Raw genomic sequence first — 25,933 nt, forward strand, 5'->3', positions numbered from 1 at the left:
TGATATCCTTTTCGAATGGTTCGAAACTGAACAGTTCACGAACGCAACCGAAAAATTACCATATGATATATATGGTTATTGTAAGTGTTGTAAAGAACGGCAAAGTACCGCGGAGGTTGCCCTCCGCGGCATGTGGACTAGACCACCAGCAGCTGATGGTTCGCCAGCAGCGTTGCCAGATCCGTTTGCACCCCGTTCAGCGTGACCACGGTGGTCGGGTCGAAGCTGCTGCCCGTTCCGTCGCGGTCAATCTGAATCTCGGTGTTACTGCCGTTTTGCACCACGCGAATATAGTCGCTGAGATTGCCCGCGCCGCTGTCCAGCGTGGCCACCCCGTTGACGTAGCTCGCCGACCCGTTTCCGGTATAGCCGCTGCCGGTCAGCAGATCGCGCAGGTCGATGCGGTCGGTGTCCGCCGTTCCTTCCCAGGTGCCGACGGTAAAGCCGTTGACCACGTCGCTGCCGTTGCCGCCGGTGGCGCTGGAGGCGTCGATCAGCTTGTAGAGCAACGTGTCGTGACCGCCGCTGCCGATGTTGAAGATGTCGTTGCCGCCGCGTCCTTCGAACTGGTTGTTCCCGCTGTTGCCGGTGATCACGTCGTCGTGGTTCGAGCCTGCAATCCCTTCAATATTCACCAGCGTCGAGGTGTTGAAGCCGGTGTTTTGCGCCGTCGTCAGCCCCAGGTTCACGGTCACTCCCGTTCCGGCGTTGATGTAATCCACCACGTCCATACCGCCGGTGCTGCTCCAGGTATCGTGCTCGGACGTTGTCGTCCAGCCGCCGGAGCCGTTGTAGGTATAGGTGCCCGCATCCGCGACGAAGGTGTCGTTATAGCCCGTCCCGACAATCGTCCCGCCGTGGCCGCCGGTGGCGGCGTCTGCGGTCAGGACGTAGCCTTCCTTACCGTTGCCCGCTTCCAGCCCGTTCCAGGTGACGTTGCTGGAGACACCGTTGGTCGCCCGCACCAGCACCGCGTGGTAGGTCTCATTGGCGTCCAGGCCGTAGAAGCTGATCAGCGACGAAGAGTCGTTAATCCCCATCCCGGACTGCGCGTTCAGGATCTGGCTGGACACCAGCTTGCCCGCGGAGTTGTACAGCTGAACGGTGTTGCCAAAGAAGGCGTTGATCCCTTCGCTGTCGACAATCTTCAGGTGCATCGCCGTACCCGGCGCAACGGTGTTGGTGTTGCGCTCCAGGATCACGCTGCCGTTCTGGCGGAAGATCAGCAGATCCTGCGCGCCGTCCCAGTCGTAGTCGAGCCGCGCCGCGCCGGATACCTGGGTGGCGGTGGCGGTGCTGAACTTCGACGCCGTGAAGCTCGCCGAGCCCGCGATGCCGTCGTTGGTGTAGAGCCAGGACTGCCCGCTGTTGGCCAGCTTGATGATGTCCATCTTGCCGTCCATGTTCCAGTCCACCGCCACGCTGACGTTGCCGAAGAATTTGTCCGTGGTCGCCGTGCCCACCGCGGTGCCCGCCAGCAGCTTGCCGGTGCCGTCGTTCAGCATCAGCACGCCGCCCTGGTTGGTGCCGCTGGAGGTGCGGTACATGCTCATGTACAGATCCATGTAGCCGTCACCGTTGAAGTCGCCCCAGGTCATGCTGACGGCGTCGGTCGCCGCGCCGGAGCCGGTGGCGCTGTACATGGTGTTGATGAAGTTCTGCCCCCAGGTAAACGAGCCGTTCCCCTGGTTGAACATCGTCGACAGCGCAAAGTTGTTGCTGCCGTTCGTCGTGTGCTGGGCGATATCCACCTTGCCGTCGTTGTTCAGGTCGACGCCGGAGACTTCAATCAGGCTGTTGTAGTTCCCCACCGTTGAGCCGGACACAAAGGTGCCGTAGGTTCCGGCCTTCGAGCTGCCGACCAGCGTCCCGTTGTTGTTGAGCATAAAGGTGCTGGAGTCCGGGCCGCCCGCATCGCCGACCACGAAGTCGGTGTAGCCGTCGCCCTGAATATCAATCGCCACAACCGCGCCGTACCACACCAGTGCCCCAAAGCCGCTGAGCGCCGTCGAGGTATAGGTGCCGTCACCTTTGTTGATCAGCTGCTGCATGTAGCTGTAGTTAGTACTTTCGGCCAGGATGTCGTTCAGGCCGTCACGGTTGATATCCGCGTACGTGCCGGAGGTGTAGTTCCCCGTCATCGTAAAGTTGCTTCCTACCGTCCACGAGCTGCGGCTGTCGGCATTCGCCGAGGCGATTTGCTGGTTCGCCGTGACCGTCCACAGCCCGTCCGAATCCAGCATGTAGCTTGCGGCGTTCGAGGTGCCCGAACTGGTTGTGGTAAAGCCCAGCGTAATCGACTCTTCGTTACCAATCACAAGGCTTCCCGTAGTGGTGCCGGTGGAATTGCCGTTGCCCGCGCTGCTCTTCACCTGCGCCGTCACGCTGTAGCTCTTCACGGTCAGCGCATCGCTGTCCGGGATTTGCAGATACCAGGTGTTGTGGTTCGGATCGACAACCACCGCCCCGCCCGCTTCGGAGGTGTAGGTTTTATTGTTAACCGTAACGACCAGATACTCCCCGTTGGTCAGCGCCGCCGACACGGTGCCGTTCAGAATTGGCGTCGTGTCCGGCGTCGTCTGAGCGACAATGGTCGCCGTGGTGGTCGGGATGCTTGTATCGACCTTCAGCACAAAATCGTCTGAGTCGGTGTAGTTCCCCGCCACGTCGGTAATACGCAGAACGTAGGTGTGGTTACCGTCGTGCAGGCCGCTGTCTTGGAAGTACCAGCTGGTCGCACCGTTCATGGTGACCTGACCCAGCAGGACGCCGTCGCGATACAGCTGCGCAATCTCCCCGGCGGCCAGCCCCTGATTCAGGGAGCCGCTGATGAGCGGCGTGGTGTCGTCCGTCGAGACGTTTTCACCGAAGACGCCGGTACGTTCACCGTCGGTATCGGTATAGCTGACGATGGTGCCCTTCGTGACCGGCGGCGTGGTGTCTACCGTCACCACCTGCTGCGCGGTTGAGCCGACGTTGCCCGCCCGGTCGATGATGCGCACCTGATAGGTGTAATCATTGTCGGTCAGCGTGCGGGTATCGGTGTAGGTCCACTGGGTATGGTTCACCGTAACGTCGATCCACGTCGCGCCGCCGTCCAGGCTGATCTGCACCCGCTCGTCGCTCGCCAGCTCGCCGCCGAGCGTGCCGCGCAGCGTCAGCGAGGTATCGTTGGTGATGAAGTCGCTGCCGGACTGCCCGGTATCGTCGCTGATGGCGTCAATGGTGATGCCGTACTGCGGCGCCTTCGTGTCCACGGTCACGACCTGCGAGGTGGTTGCCCCGACGTTGCCCGCCTGGTCCACCACGCGAACCTGATAGTCGTGATCGCCGTCGGCGAGCGTGCGCGTATCGGTGTAGCTCCAGCTCGTGCCGTTCACCTTCGCGTAAACCCAGGTCGCGCCGCCGTCGAGGCTTACCTGAACATACTCGCCGTTGCCCAGCGCCGCGCCGAGCGTGCCGTTGAGCGTGTACGACGTTTTGCTGGTCAGGAAGTCGTTGTTATCAAACCCGGTATCAACGGTGATGTTATCCACGGTCACGGTGATGGCCGCGTCCGGGGCAACGGTATCCACCGTCACCTGCTGGTGCGCGGATTCGCCCACGTTGCCAGCCGCGTCAATGACGCGTACCCAGTAGTCGTAGGTCTGGTTGCCCAGCGTACGGCCATCGACGTAGTACCAGGTCTTCCCGACCACGATGACGTTCTGCCAGGTGCTGCCGCCGTCGAGGCTGATCTGCACGCCCTCACCGTCGGCCAGCGTCGCGCCGAGGGAGCCGTGCAGCGTCAGCGACGTGTCGTTGGTCACGAAGTCGCTGTTGCTCAGGCCCGTATCGTCGCTGATGCTGTCGATAGAGACCGTTTTGCTGGCGTCCGGCGCAACGGTATCAATGGTCACCACCTGGCTGGCGGTGGCGCTGACGTTGCCCGCGTCGTCGGTGACGCGCAGCTGGTAGTTATAGTCCCCGTCGGCCAGCGTGCGGCCATCGACGTAGGTCCAGGTCAGCCCGCTGACGTTCACGTCAATCCAGGTTTTTCCGCCGTCAATGCTGATCTGCGCGTGCTCGCCGCGACCCAGCGCCGCGCCGAGCGTGCCGTTCAGCGTGATTTGGTTATCGCTGGTGATAAAGTCGCTGCCGGACAGCCCCGTATCCTGCGTCACGGCATCCACGGTGATGGTGGTTGCCGCAGGCGCGGTCAGATCGAGCACCACGTCCTGGCTGTCGGTCGCGCCGACGTTGCCCGCGTTATCAACCACGCGCACCTGATACTGGTAGGTGCCGTCGGTTAAGGTGCGGCCGTCGGCGTAGCGCCAGGTCGTGCCGGTCACCGTCAGGTCAATCCAGGTCGCGCCGCCGTCGAGGCTGATCTGCGCCTTCTCGTTGTTTCCGAGCTGCGCCGTCAGGGAACCGTTAATCACCACGTTTTTGTCGTTAGTGATGAAATCACTCGCGCTCAGGCCGGTGTCGTTTTGCAGCGAGTCGATGCTGATGCCCATTGACGGCGGGGTCAAATCGACCGTAACCGTGTGGTCAGCGCTCGCGCCGTTGCCGATGGCGTTGTTGACCTGGGCGTTAATCACGTAAGCGCCGCCGTCCGCCAGCGCCGTCACGTCCGCGCTGCCGAGGGTGTAGCGCCAGCTGCCGTCGCTCTGTACCGTGGTGGTGTAGGTTTTGCCGTTCAGCGTAATGGTCACCGTCTGGCCCGCAGGCGCGCTGGTCGTGCCGCTGACCACCAGCGGCGTGCCGTGCTCCGCGGCGCTCACGATATCGTCCTGGGCAAAGGTATTGATGGCAATCGTCGGCACGTCCCCGCTCAGCGTCACGTCGTGCGCGGCGCTGCCCGGGTTGCCTGCCTTATCGGTTACCGAGGCGGTTATGCTGTACTTGCCGTCGGTCAGGCCAACCAGATCGTGCCCCTCAACGAAGACCGACCATGAGCCGTCCGCGCCGACGGTGGCCTGGTAGCTGTGCCCGTTGAAGGTCACGGTGACCGTTTGCCCCTGCTCTGCGGTGGTGGTTCCGCTGACGGTTTGTCCCGCCTGCTGCTCCGCGTTGTTGACGATGTTGTCGCCCGCCACCGTGCTGATGGTGACGGTTGGCGCAACGGTATCTACCGTCAGGGTGTGCGTTGCATCGCCACGGTTCCCGGCCCTGTCGTTGACCGATGCAGTCACGGTAAGCGCCCCCTGGCTCAGAGAGGCAAGATCGGCCGCCGGGACGTCCAGCGTCCAGGTGCCATCCGCCTTCACCTGCGCGGTGTAGCTCTTACCGCCGAGAGTGACGGTCACCGTCTGTCCGGCCTCCGCGCTGCTTGAACCGTGAACGGTCAGCGGCTGCTGCGCCTCCGCCGCGTTGAGCATATCGTCACCGGAAATCGTCGCGATGCTCACCACCGGCGGAGTGGTGTCCACGCTGACGCTGTGGGTCGCCGACGCGCTGTTGCCCGCGCTGTCCTGCGCCGATGCGGTAACCTGATAGCTAGAACCGTCCGCCAGGGCGCCAACGTCCGCCGCCGGAACCGTGGTGCTCCAGGTACCGTCCGCCAGAACGGTCGCCGTGTAGGATTTGCCGTTCAGCACCACCGTCACCTTCGTGCCGCTGGCGAACTGGGCGCTGGAACCGCTGATGACCAGGGCGCTACCCGCTTCGGCGGCGTTAATCACGTCGTCACCGCTGAGGGTGTTGACGGTCAGCGCCACCGAGGCGGTATTGACCATCACGTCGTGGGTCTGGGTGCTGCTGTTGCCCGCGCCGTCGGTAATGGTCGCGCTGATGGTCACTTTACCGTCCGCCAGAGCCGAGATAACGCTGGCCGGAACGCCCACGCTCCAGCCGCCGCTGGCGTCAACGGTGGTGGTGTACTGCTTGCCGTCGATGGTGACGACCAGCTTATCGCCCACGGACGCGCCGGTGGCGGTGCCGCTGACGATCTGCGCCTGGCCGTGCTCGACGCCGTTAATCACGTCGTCACCCGCCACGGCGTTGAAGCTGATCGTCGGCGGCGTGGTGTCGAGGGTGATGGCCTTGTTCGCGCTGCCGGGGTTGCCCGCCGCGTCGCTGACGCTCGCCTGCACGGTGTAGCCGCTGTCCGCAAGCGCCGCCAGATCGCCCGACGGTACGTTCACGCTCCACGCGCCGCCCTGACTGACCTGCGCGGTGTAAGATTTGCCGCCCAGGGTCACGGTCACCGTCTGGCCCGCTTCCGCGGTGGTAGTGCCGGTAATGGTCACGCCCGCCGCCGCTTCGTCGCGGTTGATGGTGTTGTCTGCCGCAACGGTGTCGATGGTCACCGACGGCGCGGTGGCGTCAACGCTGTACTCGCGTCCCGCCGTGGCGCCGTTGCCGTTCTTGTTCGTCACGCTCACCTGCACGCTGGCGTCGCCGTCCTTCAGCCCTGCCAGATCCGCCGACGGCACGGTGGTTGTCCACTTGCCGTCCGCGTCGACCTTCGCGGTGTAGGTTTTACCGCCAAAGGTAACGGTAACGGTCTGGTTTTCCTCCACGTGAGTGGTAAGCCCGGAAAGCACCAGATCCGCGCCCTTCTCCGCCGCGTTGATCACGTCGTCGGTCGCGATGGCGTTGACGCTGATAGCCACCGCCGCCAGATCCACGGTCACGTCATGGCTGATAGAGACCGGGTTACCCGCGCTGCTCTGGCCCGCCACGGTAATCGCCAGGCTGCCCGCAGCCAGCGCGCCCACGTCCGCTGCCGGAACCGCCGCGCTCCAGGTGCCGTCCGCCAGAACGGTTGCCGGATAGGTTTTGCCGTTGACGGTGACGGTCAGCGCCGTGCCCGCCGTCAGGCCGTCGCTGCTGCCGGTAATAATCAGGTTCTGGCCGTGCTCGATGCTGTTGATCACGTCGTCGCCCGCTACCGTGTCCACGCGCAGGCCCGGCAGGTTGGCGTCGATGGTGATGTCGCGTTCGCCGCTTCCGGTATTGCCGTGGCCGTTAGTCACGCTCGCGGTGACGGTCAGGGCGCCGTTGCCCAGCGCCTCCAGCACGTCGGCCGGGACGTTCACCGTCCAGGTCAGATCGCTCTGCACCGTGGCGGTGTAGGTGTTGCCGCCGATTTTCACCGTCACGGTGTTGCCCGCTTCCGCGTGGGCAACCTTGCCGCTGATGGCCTGATCCACCGCCACCTCGGCGGCATTGATGATGTTATCCCCCGCCACGGTGTTGATGGTCACGGTCGGCAGGGCGGTATCCACCAGCAGGTTCGCGCTATTGCTGATGCCGTTGCCCACGCCGTTGGTCGCCGCCGCGCTCAGGGTGTAATTTGCCTCGCCCAGCGCCGCCAGATCCGCCGCCGGCACCGTCAGGCTCCAGCTGCCGTCCGCCGCCGTGGTGGCGGTGTACTGCTTGCCGTTCAGGGTCACCGTAACGGTGGTGCCCTCGCTCAGGTTGGCGCTGGTGCCGCTCACGCTCAGATCCTGGCCTTTTTCCACCGCGTTCAGCACGTTATCGCCGGAAATCGCGTCGAAGTTGAGCGACGGCAGCCCGGTCTCCACGGTCACGTCGCGCGTGCCGCTGCCGGTGTTGCCCGCCGCGTCGGTCACGCTGACGCTGACCGTCACCTTACCGTCGGAGAGCGCGGAAACCACGCCCGCCGGAACGCCCACGCTCCAGCTGCCCGCCGCGTCCAGCACGGTGGTGTAGTCCCTGCCGCCAATCGTCACGGTGACCTTGTCGCCCGCCGCCGCGCCCGTCGCCGAGCCGCTGATAATCTGCGCCTGGCCGTGCTCGGTGGCGTTGATCACGTCGTCGCCCGCCACGGTGTTGATGGTCACCACCGGCACGGTCGCGTCCACCGTCAGGGTGTGGTTAGCCGAGGCAGGGTTGCCCGCCTTGTCGCTTACGGACGCGGTGATGCTCGCCGTGCCGTCCGCCAGCGCCCCCACGTCCGCCGCCGGAACGTCCAGCGTCCAGTTGCCGTTCGCGCCCACTTTGGCGGTGTAGGTTTTACCGTTCAGGGTGACGGTCACCGTCTGGCCCGCTTCGGCGGTGCTGGTGCCGCTGAGGGTCAGATCGGCCTTCGCTTCTGCCGCATTGAGCACGTCGTCCCCGGCAACGGTGTTGATGGTGACGGACGGCGCGGTGGCGTCGACGCTGTACTCGCGTCCCGCCGAGGCGCCGTTGCCGTTCACGTTGGTCACGCTGACCTGCACGCTGGCGTCGCCGTCCTTCAGCCCGGCCAGATCCGCCGACGGCACAGTGGCTGTCCACTTGCCGTCCGCGTCGACCTTCGCAGTGTAAATCTTGCCTCCCATGCTCACGGTCACGGTCTGGCCCGCCTCAACGTTGAGGGTGGAGCCGGAAAGCACCAGATCCGCCCCCTTCTCCGCCGCGTTGATCACGTTGTCGGCAGTGATGGCGTCGATGCTGATGGCCACCGTCGCCAGATCCACGGTCACGTCATGGCTGATGGTAATCGGGTTACCCGCCGCGCTGTCGCCGGACACGGTCACTTTTACCGTGCCTTCTGCCAGCGCGCCCACGTCCGCTGCCGGAACCGCCGCGCTCCAGGTGCCGTCCGCCAGCACGGTTGCCGGGTAGGTTTTGCCGTTGACGGTGACGGTCAGCGCCGTGCCCGCGTTCAGGCCGTCGCTGCTGCCGGTGATAATCAGATTCTGACCGTGCTCGATGCTGTTGATCACGTCGTCGCCCGCCACGGTGTCCACGCGCAGGCCCGGGAGGTTGGCGTCGATGGTGATGTCGCGCTCGCCGCTTCCGGTGTTGCCATGTCCGTTGGTCACGCTCGCGGTCACGGTCAGGCCGCCGTTGCCCAGCGCCTCCAGCACGTCAGCCGGGACGTTCACCGTCCAGGTCAGATCGCTCTGCACCGTCGTCGTGTAGGTATTGCCGCCAATGGTCACCGTCACGGTGTTGCCCTCTTCCGCGTGGGCAACCTTGCCGCTGATGGCCTGATCCACCGCCACCTCGGCGGCGTTGATCACGTTATCCCCCGCCACGGTGTTAATGGTCACGGTCGGCAGGGCGGTATCCACCAGCAGGTTCGCGCTATTGCTGATGCCGTTGCCCACGCCGTTGGTCGCCGCTGCGCTCAGGGTGTAATTTGCCTCGCCCAGCGCCGCCAGATCCGCCGCCGGCACCGTCAGGCTCCAGCTGCCGTCCGCCGCCGTGGTGGCGGTGTACTGCTTGCCGTTCAGGGTCACCGTAACGGTGGTGCCCTCGCTCAGGTTGGCGCTGGTGCCGCTCACGCTCAGATCCTGGCCTTTTTCCACCGCGTTCAGCACGTTATCGCCGGAAATCGCGTCGAAGTTCAGCGACGGCAGCCCGGTCTCCACGGTCACGTCGCGCGTGCCGCTGCCGGTGTTGCCCGCCGCGTCGGTCACGCTGACGCTGACCGTCACCTTGCCGTCGGAGAGCGCGGAAACCACGCCCGCCGGAACGCCCACGCTCCAGCTGCCCGCCGCGTCCAGCACGGTGGTGTAGTCCCTGCCGCCAATCGTCACGGTGACTTTGTCGCCCGCCGCCGCGCCCGTCGCCGAGCCGCTGATAATCTGCGCCTGGCCGTGCTCGGTGGCGTTGATCACGTCGTCGCCCGCCACGGTGTTGATGGTCACCACCGGCACGGTCGCATCCACCGTCAGGGTGTGGTTTGCCGAGGCCGGGTTGCCCGCCTTGTCGCTTACGGACGCGGTGATGCTCGCCGTGCCGTCCGCCAGCGCCCCCACGTCCGCCGCCGGCACGTCCAGCGTCCAGGTCCCGTCCGCGCCGACTTTGGCGGTGTAGGTTTTACCGTTCAGGGTGACGGTCACCGTCTGGCCCGCTTCCGCGGTGCTGGTGCCGCTGAGGGTCAGATCGGCCTTCGCTTCCGCCGCGTTGAGCACGTCGTCCCCGGCAACGGTGTTGATGGTGACGGACGGCGCGGTGGCGTCCACGCTGTACTCGCGTCCCGCCGAGGCGCTGTTGCCGTTCACGTTGGTCACGCTCACCTGCACGCTGGCGTCGCCGTCCTTCAGCCCTGCCAGATCCACGGAAGGCACGGTGGTTGTCCACTTGCCGTCCGCGTCCACCGTCGCGGTGTAGGTTTTACCGCCAAAGACGATCGTCACGGTCTGGTTTTCTTCCACCTGCGCGGTCGTGCCGGAAAGCACCAGGTCCGCGCCCTTCTCCGCCGCGTTAATCACGTCGTCGGCGGTGATGGCGTCAATGCTGATAGCCACCGCCGCCAGATCCACGGTCACCCCGTGGCTGATAGAGACCGGGTTACCCGCGCTGCTTTGCCCTTCAACGGTAATCGTCAGGCTGCCCGCCGCCAGCGCGCCCACGTCCGCCGCCGGAACCGCCGCGCTCCAGGTGCCGTCCGCCAGAACGGTCGCCGGGTAGGTTTTGCCGTTAACGGTGACGGTCAGCGCCGTGCCCGCCGTCAGGCCGTCGCTGCTGCCGGTGATAATCAGGTTCTGACCGTGTTCGATGCTGTTGATCACGTCGTCGCCCGCTACCGTATCCACGCGCAGGCCCGGCAGGTTGGCGTCGATGGTGATGTCGCGCTCCGCGGAGCCGGTGTTTTGTACGCCGTTGGTGACGCTCGCGGTGACGGTCAGATCGCCGTTGCCCAGCGCCTTGAGATCGTCCGCGGTAACGTCAACCTTCCAGGTCAGGTCGCTCTGCACGGTGGTGGTGTAGGTTTTGCCGCCCACGGTGACCGTCACGGTGTTGCCCGCTTCGGCGTTAATCACCTTCCCGCTGATGGTTTGACCCGCCCCGACTTCGGCCGCGTTGATCACGTCATCCGTGGCGATGGCGTTGATGGTCACGCCAGGCAGCACGGACTCAACGGTCACGGTATGCGCTGCGCTGCCGCTGTTGCCTACCGCGTCAGTCGCGGTGGCGGTAATCGTATAGAGCGCTTCGCCCAGGGCGGAAACCTGGTCGGCCGGCACGGTGGTGGTCCACTTGCCGCTAGCATCCACCGTCGCGCTGTAGGCTTTGCCGTTCAGCATCACCGTGACGACCGTATCTTTTGCAAGGCCGGTCGCCGTACCGCTAATCACCAGATCCTGCGTCTTCTCAACGCTGTTGATCGCGTCGTCGCCGGAGACTGTATCGATGGTCAGCACCGGCGCGGTCAGGTTCACCTTAACGTCGTGCGTTTCGCTGTCGCTGTTACCCGCCTTGTCGGTGACGGAGGCGGTGATGGTGTAATCCCCGGCAGCCAGCGCGCCAACGTCGGCAGCCGGAACCCCGATGGTCCAGTTGCCCGCCGCATCCAGCGCCGCAGTGTAGGATTTATTGTTGATGGTCACGGTCACCACGTCGCCCGCCGCCGCGCCGGTGGCGCTGCCGCTCACGGTCAGCGCCTGACCGTGCTCGACGCTGTTGATCACGTCGTCGCCGGAAACGGCGTTAATGGTGAGCTGCGGCACGGTGGTATCCACCAGCACGTCGCGCGCGGTGGAGGCCGGGTTGCCCGCCTTGTCCGCCACCGATGCCCCGATGGTGTAGCTGCCGTCAGCCAGCGCGCCTACGTCCGCCGCCGGGACGTCCAGCGTCCAGCTGCCGTCCGCGCCCACAGTGGTGGTGTAGGATTTGGTGCCGAGGGTGACGGTCACCGTCTGGCCGGCTTCGGCGCTGCTGGTGCCGTGAATGGTCAGATCGGACTGCGCTTCCTGGGCGTTAACAATGTTGTTATCGCTGACGATATCAATCGCGACGGACGGCGCGGTGGCGTCGACGCTGTACTCGCGTCCCGCCGTGGCGCTGTTGCCGTTCACGTTGGTGACGCTCACCTGCACGCTGGCGTCGCCGTCCTTCAGGCCCGCCAGATCTGCCGACGGCACGGTGGTTGTCCACTTGCCGTCCGCGTCCACCGTCGCGGTGTAGGTTTTCCCGCCGAAGGTAACGGTGACGGTCTGGTTTTCCTCCACGTTAGTGGTAAGGCCGGAGAGCACCAGATCGGCGCCCTTCTCCGCCGCGTTGATCACGTCGTCGGTCGCGATGGCGTTGACGCTGATGGCAACGTCTGCGAAATCGACGGTCACGCTATGGCCGATAGAGACCGGGTTGCCCGCGCTGCTCTGGCCTTCAACGGTAATTACCAGTCTGCCCGCCGCCAGCGCGCCCACGTCCGCCGCCGGAACCGCCGCGACCCAGGTGCCGTCCGCCAGCACCACCGCCGGGTAGGTTTTGCCGCTGACGGTGACGGTCAGCGCCGTGCCCGCCGTCAGGCCGTCGCTGCTGCCGGTAATAATCAGGTTCTGGCCGTGCTCGATGCTGTTGATCACGTCGTCGCCCGCTACCGTGTCCACGCGCAGGCCCGGCAGGTTGGCGTCGATAGCGATATCGCGCTCGCCGCTTCCGGTGTTGCCGTGGCCGTTGGTCACGCTCGCGGTGACGGTCAGATCGCCGTTGCCCAGCGCCTTAAGATCGTCCGCGGAGACGTCCACCTTCCAGGTCAGATCGCTCTGCACCGTGGTGGTGTAGGTGTTGCCGCCAATGGTGATCGTCACGGTGTTGCCCGCTTCGGCGTGAGCCACTTTGCCGCTGATGGTCTGGCCCGCGGCCAGCTCCTGGGCGTTAATGACGTCATCCGTGGCGATGGCGCTGATGGTCACGGTCGGCAGGGCGCTGTCCACCTGCACGCCGTGCGCGGCGCTGGTGCTGTTGCCCGCGGCGTCGGTCACGGAGGCGCTCACGGTGTAGTTTGCCTCACCCAGCCCGCTGACGGCGGAGGCCGGAACGGTCACGCTCCAGCTGCCGTCCGCCGCCGTGGTGGCGGTGTAGCTGATGCCGTTCAGGGTCACGGTAACGGTAGTGCCCTGCGGCTGGTTGCTGGTGCCGGAAAGCTGCAGGTCGGCCCCTTTTTCCAGGGCGTTAATCACGTCATCACCGGCGATGGTGTTGATGCCAAGCGTCGGCGCGGTCAGGGCGACGCCGAGATCGTGCTGCGCGCTGCTGCTGTTGCCCGCCTTATCCGTCACCGACGCGGTCAGGGTGTAGTCGGTATTGGTCAGCGCCCCAACGTCCGCGGCAGGAACGCCAACGCTCCAGCTGCCCGCCGCGTCGAGAATCGCGGTGTAGTCTTTACCGTTCAGGTTGACGGTCACCACGTCGCCCGCCTGCGCCCCCGTCACCTTACCGGAGACGATCAGCGCCTGGCCGTGCTCAGCAAGGTTAACCACGTCATCCCCCGCGAGAATGTCGAAGGTGATTTTCGGCACGGTGGTGTCCACCAGCACCGAGGTGCTGGCGCTGGCCGGGTTGCCCGCCTTGTCGGACACGGAGGCGGTAATGGCCGCGCTGCCGTCGGCGATGCCCGCCATATCCGCCGCCGGAACGTCCAGCGTCCAGCTGCCGTCCGCCTGCACCTGCGCGGTGTACGGCTTGCCGTTGAAGGTCACGGTAACGGTTTGTCCCGCCTGGGCGCTGGAGGTGCCGCTCAGGGTCAGATCGGCCCCGGCTTCTGCGGCGTTCAGCATGTTGTCGCCGCTGACCGTATCAATGGTGACCGTTGGTGCGGTCGCATCCACGCTGTACTCGCGGCCCGCCGAGGCGCTGTTGCCGTTCACGTTCGTCACGCTCACCTGCACGCTGGCGTCGCCGTCCTTCAGCCCCGCCAGATCCGCTGACGGCACGGTGGTGCTCCACTTGCCGTCGGCATCGACCCGGGCGGTATAGGTTTTACCGCCGAAGGTGACGCTCACGGTCTGCCCCGCCTCCACGTTGGCCGTGGTGCCGGACAGCACGAGATCCTGGCCTTTTTCCGCCGCGTTCAGCACGTTGTCCGCGGTGACGCTGTTGATGCTAATCGCAACCGGGGCCAGATCGACATCCACGATCGTGGCAATGTTCACCGGGTTCTGGGCGCTGTCCTGCGCGCTGGCGGCGATGGTCAGCTTGCCGTCGGCCCACTGGCCCACGTCCGCCGCCGGGACTGCCGCGCTCCAGGTGCCGTCGGCCAGCACAGTCGCCGGGTAGTCTTTGCCGTTCACGTTAACGGTGACGATGCTGCCCGCCGCCAGATCGGTGCTGGAGCCGGAGATAATCAGGTTCTGGCCGTGCTCGATGATGTTGATCACGTCATCGCCCGCCACGGTGTCGATGCGCAGGCCCGGCAGCTGGGCGTCAATGGTAACGTCCAGCGAGGAGGATCCGGTGTTGCCGTGGCCGTTGGTCACGCTCGCCGTCACGGTCAGTTCGCCGTTGCCCAGCGCGGTGAGCTGCGCGTCGGTCAGCGGCAGGCTCCAGGTGAGATCGTTCTGCACGACGACGGTGTAGGTGTTGCCGCCAAGCGTAATGGTGACCTTATCGCCCGCCGCCGCGTTGCTGACGCTGCCCGTCAGCGTCTGGCCCGCGCTGACTTCCGCCGCGTTGACCACGTTGTCCCCCGCCAGGGTGTTAATGGTCACCATCGGCAGGGAGCTGTCCACCAGCACGTCGTGGGAGGCGGAGGCGGTATTGCCCACGCTGTCCGTAACGCTGGCGGTCACGGTATAGCTCGCTTCGCCCAGCGCGCTCACGGCGGAGGCCGGAACGTTGACGCTCCAGCTGCCGTCGGCCGCCGCGGTGGCGGTGTAGTGGATGCCGTTCAGGGTCAGGGTAATGGTCGTGCCCTGCGGTTGGTTGCTGGTGCCGGAGAGGCGCAGGTCGGCCCCTTTTTCGCTGGCGTTAATCACGTCGTCCGCGGCCAGCGTGTCGATAGCAATGACCGGCGTGGAGGTGTTCACCACCACCTCCAGCGAGCCGCTGCCGGTGTTGCCCGATTTATCGGTAACGCTGACGCTAACGGGCCAGGTGCCGTCCGCCAGCCCCTGTACGACGGACGCAGGCAGGCCCAGGCTCCAGCGGCCCGCCGCGTCAACCACCGTGGTGTAGTCCACGTTATTGATGTTAATCGTGACGCGATCGCCCGCCTCCGCGCCGGTGACGGAGCCGCTCAGGATCTGCGCCTGGGAATGCGCGCTGTGGTTAATGGTGTTGGTGCTGGTCACGAACGCGTCGATTGTTACCTGCGGCACGGTGGCGTCCACCAGCCCGGTGCGGTCGACGCTGCTGCTGTTGCCCGCCACGTCGCTGACGCTGGCGGTCACGGTCACCTTACCGTCGACCAGCGCGCCCACGTCGGCCGCCGGCACGTCCAGCTGCCAGGTTCCGCCGCTTTGCACCGTGGTGGTGTACTGCTTGCCGTTGAGGGTAACGGTGACGGTCTGCCCCACTTCGGCGGTGGTGGTGCCGTTGACCGTGAGCGGCTGCTGCGCTTCGGCGGCGTTGATGATGTTGTCGGACGTCAGATTGTCGAGGGTAATCCCCGGCGCCTGGGTGTCCACCACAATCACGCGCGAGGCGTCGGCGCTGTTGCCGCTGACGTTGGTGACGCTCACGCTAATCTGCGCGCGGCCGTCGCTCAGGCCGTCCATCGCGGCGGCGGGAACGGTCAGGCTCCAGCTTCCGTCCTGCTGAACCTGCGCGGTGAAGGTCTGGTCGGCGAACTTAATCACCACGGTCTGGCCCGCCTCCACGCCCTGCGTTTTGCCGGAGAGCGTGAGGTCAGCGCCTTTTTCAGCCGCGTTGAGCATGTCGTCCGCCGTGACCGTGTCGACGGTCACCGCAACGGCGTTCAGATCCAGCGCGATGTGGTGGTCAGCGGAGGCTTCGTTGCCCCACGCGTCTTTAGCGTAAATTTTTACGTCGATATCACCCGCCGTCCAGCCCTGCAGATCCGCCGCCGGAACGCCGATCTGCCAGCTGCCGCTGGCGGTAATGACCGCCGGGTAATCAATGCCGTTGATGGTGACGGTGACCTGCGCGCCAGCCGCCAGATGGCTGCTGGTGCCGGTAACGGTTAAATCCTGCTGCTGTTCGATGGCGTTGATAACGTCATCGCCGGAAATGGTGTTGACCCGCAGGCCCGGCTGGTTGGCGTTGATGTTGACATCGCGCTCGCCGGTGCCGGTGTTGCCGTGGGCGTTGGTCACCGACGCGGTGAAGGTCAGATCGCCGTCGCCAAACTGGTTCAGATCCGCGGACGGGATCGTCACGCTCCACGTCAGGTCGCTGCCGACCTTCGCGGTGTAGCTTTTGCCGCCCGCGCTGACGGTGACGGTATCGCCCGCCGCCGCGCCGGTCACGCGTCCGCTCAGGATTTGATCGACGTTAACTTCGCTGCTGTTAACCCGGTTATCCCCCGCGAAGGTATTAATAATCACCTGCGGCAGCGCGGTATCGACCAGCAGGTTCGCCTCGGCGGAGCCGGTATTGCCGACGCTGTCGGTGCCGCTGACGGTCACGGTGTACAGCGTGTTCGCCAGGTTAAGCACGTCCGTGACCGGCACGTTGACCGACCAGACGCCGTTCGTCACCGTTGCCGGGTAGCCGACGTTGTTCAGGGTGACGGTAATCGCGCTGCCGTCCGGCAGGCTGCTGGTGCCGCTTAAGGTCAGGGGCTGCATCGCCTCCTGGGCATTCAGCACGTTGTCCTGGCTCAGGGCGTCAACGGTAAATTCCGGCGGGTTGCCGCTCAGGGTCACGCTGTGCGTGGCGCTGCCCGTGTTGCCCGCCGCGTCGGTAACAGTTACCGAGAAGGTGTGCCCGCCTTCGCCCAGGGCGTTAATGCCCGATGCGGGGATGCCAACGCTCCAGCTGCCGTCGGCCAGCACGACGCCGGTGTAGGTTTTACCGCCCAGCGTCACCGTCACCCCGTCGCCCGCCGCCGCGCCGCTGGCGTGGCCGGTGATCATCTGCGCGTAGCCTTGCTCGGTGGCGTTGAGGATGTCGTCGCCCGCCACGGCGTTAATGGTCACCACCGGCGCGGCGGTGTCCACGCTGAAATCAGCGGTCGTGGAGCTGCCGTTCCCCGCCTTGTCGCTGACGTTCACCGTCAGGGTATGGTCGCCGTCGGCCAGCGCCTTGACGTCGCTCGCGCTCAGCGTGACGGACCATTTGCCGTCGCTGCCCACGGTAGCGGTGTGATTTTTGCCGTTGAGGGTCACGGTGACGATTTGCCCGGCTTCGGCATTGGTTTTGCCGGTAATCGCCAGCGGCTGGCCGTGCTCGGCGGCGTTAACAATATTGTCCTGCGCAATGGCGTCGACGGAGAGCGTCGGCGCGGCGGTATCGACGGTCAGCGTCTGGCTACCGGTGACGGTGTTCCCCGCCGCGTCTTTGCCGCTCACGGTGGCGGTCCAGGTGCCGTCGCCCAGCGCGGCAGCGTCGGCGACTGGCACCTTCACGCTCCACGCGCCGTTTGCGCCCACTTCCGCGGTATAGGTTTTACCGTTCAGGGTCACGGTCAGGTCGGTGCCCGCCGCCAGGTTTTTGCTCACGCCGGACAGGGTAAAGCCCGCCGACTGCTCGCTGGCGTTAATCACGTTATCCCCTGCCGTTGTCGCCAGCGTGACGGTGGCGTCAGCGGTGGATACGGTCACGGTAATGCTGCCCGCCTGGGTGGTTTTGCTGCCGTCAATCTGCACCACGGACCAGGTATGCTCCCCGTCGGTCTGGGCCGGGAGTTTCACCGTCCAAGCGCCGTTCGCCCCCACCATCGTGCTGGCAATGGTGCTGCCGCTGGCGTCTTTAATCTGGATGGTCGCGCCCGGCTGCCCGGTTCCGCTAAAGGTTGGGGTGTTATCGTCCGTGATCTCTTTAGACGTCAGCACACCCTGCTTGTCACCCGCTTTATCCGTGACCAGGAAGGTAGGCTTCGCGCTTTCAACTTCCTTCGTGTTGTCGATCACTTTGGTTTTGGTGTCGCCGTCGCCGCCGTGCGCGAGAAGCGCGCCAATCGCGCCGCCGCCGAGTGCCGCACCGGCAATCCAGCCCCACGGCGCATCGCCGAGCGCGCTCTCTTGTGCCAGGAAAGGTTCAATACTGCTAATAGGTGTCGCCTGCGCGGTGAGTTCAGTCATCGCCAGACCGCTGGCTTCGCCCGTCTCCGCGAAGGTGATATGCGTCAGTTCCTGCTGGTCGTTAAACACCAGTTCGGAGTGGTTTTTACCCTCAGGATCGTCAAGAAAATAGTTATTGCATCGAATAACGCTGCCATCTTTCATATAAATCAGCAGATCCTTGCCCTGGCGCATATAGCGCGCCACGTCCTGGGCAGAACCGTGAATTTCAATAACGCTCGGTGCAGCTACGGATACGGAAAGATTTCCCTCTCCCGTCAGTACCGTTTTTTCTGCCGTTTTACGAATGATGACATCGACAATCTTAACATGACTCATTTTTTTGACTCCTTGCAGGCGTACGCGTCAGGCGGATATTTCCGACCGACGGATATAGTCGTCCCTGGGAAATACTCCCATACGTTACGGTTTTATTTTCTTGCGGATTTCTCCGCGTTTTTCTAACTCAAATCAGGTAGTTTTGCTTCAGCGTTTTTTTCAATCCCGGTGATTGGCATTAAATTATCAATAGCCGAAGCGTAATTAATTGCCGCGCTCCAGCCATCATATTCGGCCGATATTTTCGACAGCGTTGACTGCCAGACATCCTGCTCAACGCTGAGTAAATCATTGATACTTCTTTTGCTTAGCGTGTATTCATTTTTATAAACGTCACGCGTGCGAAGCGCATTATTCAGCTGCTGTATGCCGGCCTGCATACGCCCGCGCGCGCCCGCCCAGTCGGCCTGGGCGACGGACGCTTTTTGCAGCACGTCGAAACGGGCCTGATCCACCTGCGAAGCGGCCATGGCGCGTGCGCCCTGGGCCTGCTGGACGCGGGCTGAAACGGCTCCGCCCTGGTAAATTGGCGCGTTAACGTTGAGCTGGATCTGGTCGTCCCAGTAGGCGCGGTTTGTGGATTCGTAGCGCGTCCTGCCGCCCTGAAGGCTGACGGTCGGCCAGTGCTGGGAGCGGGCCTGCGTAACGCCGTGCTGCGCCGCCGTTTCCATGGTTTGCGCGGCAAGCACCGCCGGGATCAGCGAATAATCAATGCTGTCCAGCGAGTCGTCCTCCACTTCCAGCGAAGCGGGGAGCGGCGACAGCGTCTTCGCGTTGATACCCGTCAGCACGCTCAGGCGCGCGCGGGCGCTGTTCAGCGCGGCTTTATACTGCTCTACGGTTGCCCGCATGCCCGCGACGCGCGTTTCGGTCTGCAGCTCGTCAGACGTTGAGCTCAGCCCCGCCTGGGAGCGAAGCATCGCCAGCCGCTGCACGTTCTGCAGCGCAGCGATGTTATCCTGCGCCGCCTGAGTGAGCGCCGTGTAGCGCAGCACCTCGACGTAGCTCAGCGCGGTTTTCTCCGCGACGTCGGACAGCGTGCCCATCAGCTGATAGCGATAGCTATCGCGCTGGGCGGAAGCCTGATCGATGGCGCTGTTGGTTTTTCCAAAGTCGTACACCAGTTGGGTCAGGCTTAACCCATACGCCGCAGACTTTTTCAGCGAGCCGCTGGAGTCGGTCGTCTGGCTATGTCCCGTGCTACCCGTCAGGGAAATTTGCGGCATCCAGCCGCTGCGCGCTTCGTCGATTCGCGCCTGCCCAATACCCAGCTGTGCAGCCTGTTGGTTAATAGAGGGATCGCGATCGAAAGCAAATAAAATGCTCTCTTTCAGCGATGTTTTCTCTACGGTTGCCGCGCCGGGTAATCCATTACTGGAAATGGCCCCTGGGGTGAAGCCCATAAATAAAATGCAGGCTGTAGCCATCTGAAATAATAATAACGACCGCAATGGTTACCCTCCTTATTTATACGGGGCTGATTCCGACATGCCTAAATTCAGGATGTAAAGAGTTGTCCAATTCCAAAAACAGGAATTAGATTAGTGAAACTTAAGATTTGTCTTAAGCATAACAAAACGCTTCGGTGACAACTATACCCACAATGTTAACGAGGTGTTAACAATGAGAAAATTCCTGTGGTTTCTAGACAAAGAGAAGAAATGCCGACATTTTCGTGCGGTGTTAAGCACATTGTTATTTAAGAAAATATTGTAATATGGGGTATGTACATTTTTGGGTTAATTTCATCGGTTATATAACACAAAGATTTTCAAATAAGTGTCAATTTTACGGCCTTAACCGCATTTTATTATCCCCGCCTCTTTCAATGCCGATAAATATATCGGGAATTGCGCTAACATTAATACAAACAGGACATCACGCTAATAAACATTAACTAATCAACGATAAAATCTATACGTTAATAAAATGTCAGATTATTAGCGCTTAAAGTGACAATGGTTAAGATTAATCTTTTGAATGTTAACGTTTAGCCATTCACCCTGTGAATGGCTCACGGGCACCAGAGAGGAAGGCGCCTTTCGGCTTTCAGCGATCGTCACCCGGCGGCCGGGCGCGTTGGCCGTATCGTCTAAACCGTGATCTCTGGCAGATTTACATCTCTTTACGCTATACTAGCCGCTGAAATTATCAGCTCAACGCTACGAGCCGGTGTTCAATGTGTCTTCACACAACTAAGTTCAACTTCCCTTCCGAGGATCTGACAGAAGTCAGATAAACTATGTTAAACAGTATTTTAGTAATACTTTGCCTAATTGCCGTCAGTGCGTTTTTCTCGATATCGGAGATCTCGCTGGCTGCGTCCCGTAAAATCAAACTTAAGCTGCTTGCCGACGAGGGCAACATCAACGCGTCCCGCGTCCTGAAAATGCAGGAAAACCCGGGGATGTTCTTCACCGTGGTGCAAATTGGCCTTAACGCGGTCGCCATTCTCGGCGGTATCGTGGGCGATGCGGCGTTTTCTCCGGCGTTCCACAGCCTCTTTATTCAGTACATGTCCGCAGAGCTTGCCGAGCAGCTGAGCTTTATTCTCTCCTTCTCGCTGGTGACCGGGATGTTCATTCTGATCGCCGACCTGACCCCGAAACGCATCGGTATGATTGCGCCAGAAGCCGTGGCTTTGCGCATCATCAACCCGATGCGCTTCTGTCTGTACGTATTCCGCCCGCTGGTGTGGTTCTTCAATGGCCTGGCGAATATGATTTTCCGCATCTTCAAGCTGCCGATGGTGCGTAAAGACGACATCACCTCCGACGATATTTATGCGGTGGTGGAAGCCGGTGCGCTGGCAGGCGTGCTGCGCAAGCAGGAGCACGAGCTGATTGAGAACGTGTTTGAGCTGGAATCCCGCACCGTGCCGTCGTCCATGACCGGGCGCGAAAACGTGATTTGGTTCGACCTGCACGAAGACGAGCAGAGCCTGAAGCAAAAGGTGGCGGAACATCCGCACTCCAAGTTCCTGGTCTGTAATGAAGATATCGACCACATCATTGGCTACGTGGATTCCAAAGACCTGCTGAACCGCGTGCTGGCGAATCAAAGCCTGGCGCTGAACAGCGGCGTGCAGATCCGCAACACCCTGATTGTGCCGGACACCCTGACGCTCTCAGAAGCGCTGGAAAGTTTCAAAACTGCGGGTGAAGACTTCGCGGTGATCATGAACGAATACGCGCTGGTGGTGGGTATCATCACCCTGAATGACGTGATGACCACGCTGATGGGCGACCTGGTCGGCCAGGGTATGGAAGAGCAGATTGTGCAGCGCGACGAGAACTCGTGGCTGATCGACGGCGGTACGCCGATTGAAGACGTGATGCGCGTGCTGGATATCGACGAGTTCCCGCAGTCGGGCAACTACGAAACCATCGGCGGCTTTATGATGTTCATGCTGCGTAAAATCCCGAAACGTACCGACTCGGTGAAGTTCTCAGGCTTTAAGTTCGAAGTGGTGGATATCGATAACTACCGCATCGACCAGCTGCTGGTAACGCGCATCGACAACAAACCGACCGTGCTGGTGCCGAAGCTGCCGGACGCGGAACAGAAGGTGTCGGCGTAAACGTCGTACCCTGAAAACATCAACGGCTCCCAGTGGGAGCCGTTTTTTTAACTACTGCATAGCACGTTGGTTAAGCCATCTCAGTTTGCAGACGCATAACCTGACGGTTGACTTCGGACATCACAGACAGGTGCTGTTTGTCCTTCACTTTTGGGATAAGGATCTTGCCCTTATCGAACTCAAAAGCACCAACATCCTTGATATACAACCGTCCACGGAACAGGATCTTCACGTACTTCGCCACTTGAAGCGGGTTGTAGCGTTGGAAAATTTTCATTCTTGTATCTCCTGCGAATCATACGCTCTTGCGGCGCCACAATCGGCCCGACTGTTCTGAGCGCAAATTTTATTGCCCAATGACTATAGACCAGAACAACCTTGATACCCAGTGTGCATAAGTTTATTTACCGTTTGATTACAATTATTCAGAGTATTCTTTGCAAACCGTGACCGTGGGCAGTATAAGCCTTCGTTTTTTTACGGATATGTGCGTTCACCCGCAAACTGGCATCGGGCTTGCGGGAAAACCACTGCGATCGCACTTATGATTAAAAGCGTATGACCAAGTGGTCGGATCACCTGCTAAAAATAAGGAAACACCATGACCCTACGTAACATCCTGGCAGCAGCGACCCTGCTCCTGCCCCTGTGGGCTTGCGCGCACAACATTGAAAACGGAAAACGCGTGCCGCCAGTCGGAATTGCAGACCGGGGAGAATTGATTCTCGACAATGATCAGTTTAGCTATAAACCCTGGAATAGCGCGCAGCTTGCGGGGAAAGTGAGAGTTGTACAGCATATTGCCGGTCGTACATCGGCAAAAGAGAAAAATGCCACGCTGGTGGAAGCGATCAAGACCGCAAAATTCCCCCACGACCGCTACCAGACCACCACGATTGTTAACACCGACGATGCCATTCCCGGCTCCGGGATGTTTGTCCGCTCAAGCCTTGAAAGCAACAAAAAGCTCTACCCGTGGTCGCAGTTTATCGTCGACAGCAACGGCGTGACGCGCAAGGCGTGGCAGCTTGAGGAAGAGAGCTCGGCGATTATCGTGCTGGATAAAGAGGGCCGCGTAGAGTGGGCCAAAGACGGGGCGCTGACCCAGGAAGAGGTGCAGCAGGTGGTTGCCCTGCTGCACAAACTGCTGGCTCAGTAGAGCGACACCCGGAAGCCGGGGTTTAAAAACGATTCGCGCGGGGTGTAGTCGAGCGGCTTACCCTGCCAGTCGTGAACGTGCGCCCCCGCCGCGGCGGCAACCGCATGGCCCGCCGCCGTATCCCAGACGTTGGTTGGCCCGAAGCGGGGATAAAGCTGGGCCTGCCCCTCTGCCACCAGGCAGAACTTAAGGGATGAGCCAATCGACGTGGTCTGGTGCTCGCCCAGCTGTTGCAAATACTCTTCCAGCTCGCTGTCGCTGTGGGAGCGGCTGATCACCACCAGCGGCGGACGTGCGTCCCGCACCTGGATCTGCTTACGCACGCCGCACTCCTCTTTCCACGCCTTGCCTTCCGCCGCGCTGTACATCACCTTCAGCACCGGGGCGTACACCACGCCGAGCACCGCTTTGCCGTTTTCAATCAGGGCGATATTGACGGTGAACTCACCGTTGCGCTTGATGAACTCTTTGGTGCCGTCGAGCGGATCCACCAGCCAGTAACGCTGCCAGTGCTGGCGTTCGTCCCAGCCCTGGGGCGCCTCTTCCGAGAGCACCGGAATATCCGGCGTCAGCGCCTGCAGCCCTTTAAGGATCACCCCGTGCGCGGCGATGTCCGCCGCCGTCACCGGGGAATCATCGGCTTTGCTGACCACGTCCATCGGCTTCGCACCGTCGTACACCTGCATGATGGCATCGCCCGCTTCCCGCGCGAGCTGACAAATCTTATCTAACATTCTCCACCTCTTCGTTAACGCAGTGGTCATAACTCGTTGTTTTATTTATATCGTAATGTGAACAATTCCGCTATCTGTGAGGCAATTCTGATTTCAAAACCCTTTTTTCTGGCAGGATTCACACTTCTGTAAGCAACAAAATATACATACATAGTCTTTTGTGGCTTGGATCGAAAAAGGGACCCTTCTGATGATTAAGTTTAGCGCAACCCTCCTGGCAACGCTGATAGCAGCCAGCGTACAGGCGGCGACGGTGGATCTTCGCATTCTCGAAACGACCGACCTGCACAGCAACATGATGGACTTCGATTACTACAAAGATACCCCTACGGAAAAATTCGGACTGGTACGTACCGCAAGTTTGATTAACGCCGCGCGCGGCGAGGTGACCAACAGCGTGCTGGTGGATAACGGCGATTTGATTCAGGGCAGCCCGCTCGGGGATTACATGGCGGCGAAGGGTCTGAAAAAAGGCGAGATCCACCCGGTGTATAAGGCGATGAACACCCTGGATTACGCCGTCGGCAACCTGGGCAACCATGAATTCAACTACGGCCTGACCTATCTGCGCGACGCGCTGGCCGGCGCGAAATTCCCGTACGTTAACGCCAATATTGTCGATGCGAAGACCAAAGAGCCGGTGTTCACCCCTTACCTGATTAAAGAAACGGACGTGGTGGATAAAGACGGGAAAAAGCAGACCCTGAAAATCGGCTATATCGGCTTCGTACCGCCGCAGATCATGACCTGGGATAAAGCCAACCTCAGCGGCAAAGTGAGCGTGAACGACATCACCGAAACCGCGAAAAAATACGTGCCGGAGATGCGCAAGAAAGGTGCCGATCTGGTGGTCGTGGTCGCCCATTCGGGGCTGTCGGCGGATCCGTATCAGGCGATGGCGGAGAACTCGGTTTACTACCTGAGCGAAGTGGAAGGCGTTGACGCCATTCTGTTTGGTCACGCCCACGCCGTCTTCCCGGGCAAAGATTTCGCCAGCATCAAAGGCGCGGACATCGAGAAAGGTACGCTGAACGGCGTCCCTGCGGTGATGCCGGGCATGTGGGGCGATCATCTGGGCGTGGTGGATCTGGTGCTGAATAACGATAGCGGCAGCTGGAAAGTGACCGAATCAAAGGCTGAAGCGCGACCGATTTACGATGCCGCCGCCAAAAAAGCCCTCGTGGGTGAAGATAAAAAGCTGGTGGACGTGCTGAAGCATGACCACGACGCCACCCGCGAATTCGTCAGCAAGCCTATCGGCAAATCCGCGGACAACATGTACAGCTTCCTGGCGCTGGTGCAGGACGACCCGACCGTGCAGGTGGTCAACATGGCGCAGAAAGCCTACGCCGAGCATTTCATTCAGGGCGATCCGGATCTGGCCAAGCTCCCGGTGCTGTCTGCCGCCGCGCCGTTTAAAGTGGGCGGGCGTAAGAACGATCCGGCGAGCTACGTTGAGGTGGAAAAAGGCCAGCTCACCTTCCGCAACGCCGCCGATCTGTATCTCTATCCGAACACCCTGGTGGTGGTAAAAGCCAGCGGCGCAGAGGTGAAGGAGTGGCTGGAGTGCTCTGCCGGGCAGTTTAACCAGATAGACCCGAACAGCAGCAGGCCGCAGTCCCTGATTAACTGGGACGGGTTCCGCACCTATAACTTCGACGTGATCGACGGCGTGGATTATCAGATTGATGTCACCCAGCCCGCGAAGTACGACGGCGAATGCCAGGCCATTAACCCGCAGGCAGAGCGCATCAAAAACCTGACCTTTAACGGCAAGGCGATCGATCCGAACGCGACCTTCCTGGTGGTGACCAATAACTACCGCGCCTACGGCGGCAAGTTTGCCGGAACCGGGGATAGCCATATTGCCTTCGCCTCGCCGGACGAAAACCGCTCGGTGCTGGCGGCGTGGATCGGCGCCGAGTCGAAAAAAGCAGGCGCCATTCATCCGGCGGTGGACAACAACTGGCGTTTAGCGCCAATCCATAGCAATACGAAGCTGGATATCCGCTTTGAAACCTCACCGTCCGAGAAGGCGGCAGCGTTTATTAAGGATAACGCCCGGTATCCGATGAAGAAGGTCGCGACCGACGATATTGGTTTTGCGATTTATCAGGTGGATTTGAGTCAGTGATGGTGGGGTATTTTGTGGGATAGGTAGGGAACATGCGGGCTCAGGTGGTCGTTCCGTTCACCTTAGGTTCCCTGCTTCTCTGTTACCACAATACTTGTGAACGTGTCAGGGAGGCTCGCCGCCGCCTCCCTGACC

The 25,933-nt window shown here is 61.8% G+C and carries 7 protein-coding genes and 1 pseudogene; 3 read left to right on the forward strand and 5 right to left on the reverse strand.

The genetic code is table 11. From position 1 onward, the window contains the following. Nucleotides 1-137: 137 nt before the first annotated feature. The 3 genes and pseudogenes from AB6V08_RS23245 to AB6V08_RS14820 form a co-directional block, all read right to left on the reverse strand. Complete coding sequence (locus tag AB6V08_RS23245; RefSeq protein ID WP_439649886.1) at nt 138-2,243, reverse strand: FG-GAP-like repeat-containing protein; 2,106 nt, start codon at nt 2,241-2,243, stop codon at nt 138-140. A 65-nt stretch (nt 2,244-2,308) separates the two neighbouring features. Next, nucleotides 2,309-18,191: pseudogene (locus AB6V08_RS14815) on the reverse strand (Ig-like domain-containing protein); the annotation flags it as partial. A gap of 122 nt (nt 18,192-18,313) precedes the next feature. After that, nucleotides 18,314-19,594: a TolC family outer membrane protein gene (locus AB6V08_RS14820; RefSeq protein ID WP_368543612.1), complete on the reverse strand. Its 1,281-nt coding sequence runs from the start codon at nt 19,592-19,594 to the stop codon at nt 18,314-18,316. A gap of 839 nt (nt 19,595-20,433) precedes the next feature. On the opposite strand from AB6V08_RS14820, the gene AB6V08_RS14825 reads away from it, so the two are divergent. Continuing rightward, nucleotides 20,434-21,771, forward strand: coding sequence for a hemolysin family protein (locus AB6V08_RS14825; protein ID WP_368543613.1), 1,338 nt, complete (start codon nt 20,434-20,436; stop codon nt 21,769-21,771). Between the two features lie 70 nt (nt 21,772-21,841). On the opposite strand, the gene AB6V08_RS14830 is transcribed toward AB6V08_RS14825, so the two are convergent. After that, nucleotides 21,842-22,048, reverse strand: coding sequence for a DUF1107 domain-containing protein (locus AB6V08_RS14830; protein WP_003856054.1), 207 nt, complete (start codon nt 22,046-22,048; stop codon nt 21,842-21,844). 324 nt (nt 22,049-22,372) lie between these two features. On the opposite strand from AB6V08_RS14830, the gene AB6V08_RS14835 reads away from it, so the two are divergent. After that, the gene (locus AB6V08_RS14835) at nt 22,373-22,930 is read left to right on the forward strand and encodes a YtfJ family protein (protein WP_368543614.1); all 558 of its coding nucleotides are present in this window, start codon (nt 22,373-22,375) and stop codon (nt 22,928-22,930) included. Here the strand turns inward: AB6V08_RS14835 and cysQ are convergent. Further along, entirely contained in the window at nt 22,924-23,664 is a 741-nt protein-coding gene (gene cysQ, locus AB6V08_RS14840; protein ID WP_368543615.1) for a 3'(2'),5'-bisphosphate nucleotidase CysQ, read from the reverse strand. The two genes, AB6V08_RS14835 and cysQ, sit on opposite strands and share 7 nt — an antisense overlap. A 190-nt stretch (nt 23,665-23,854) precedes the next feature. Between cysQ and AB6V08_RS14845 the strand changes: the two genes are divergently transcribed. Further along, nucleotides 23,855-25,798: a bifunctional 2',3'-cyclic-nucleotide 2'-phosphodiesterase/3'-nucleotidase gene (locus tag AB6V08_RS14845; protein ID WP_368543616.1), complete on the forward strand. Its 1,944-nt coding sequence runs from the start codon at nt 23,855-23,857 to the stop codon at nt 25,796-25,798. The last annotated feature ends 135 nt before the right edge of the window (nt 25,799-25,933 follow it).

The organism is Enterobacter soli (assembly GCF_964208575.1).
GTDB classification, from domain to species: Bacteria; Pseudomonadota; Gammaproteobacteria; order Enterobacterales; family Enterobacteriaceae; genus Enterobacter; species Enterobacter soli_A.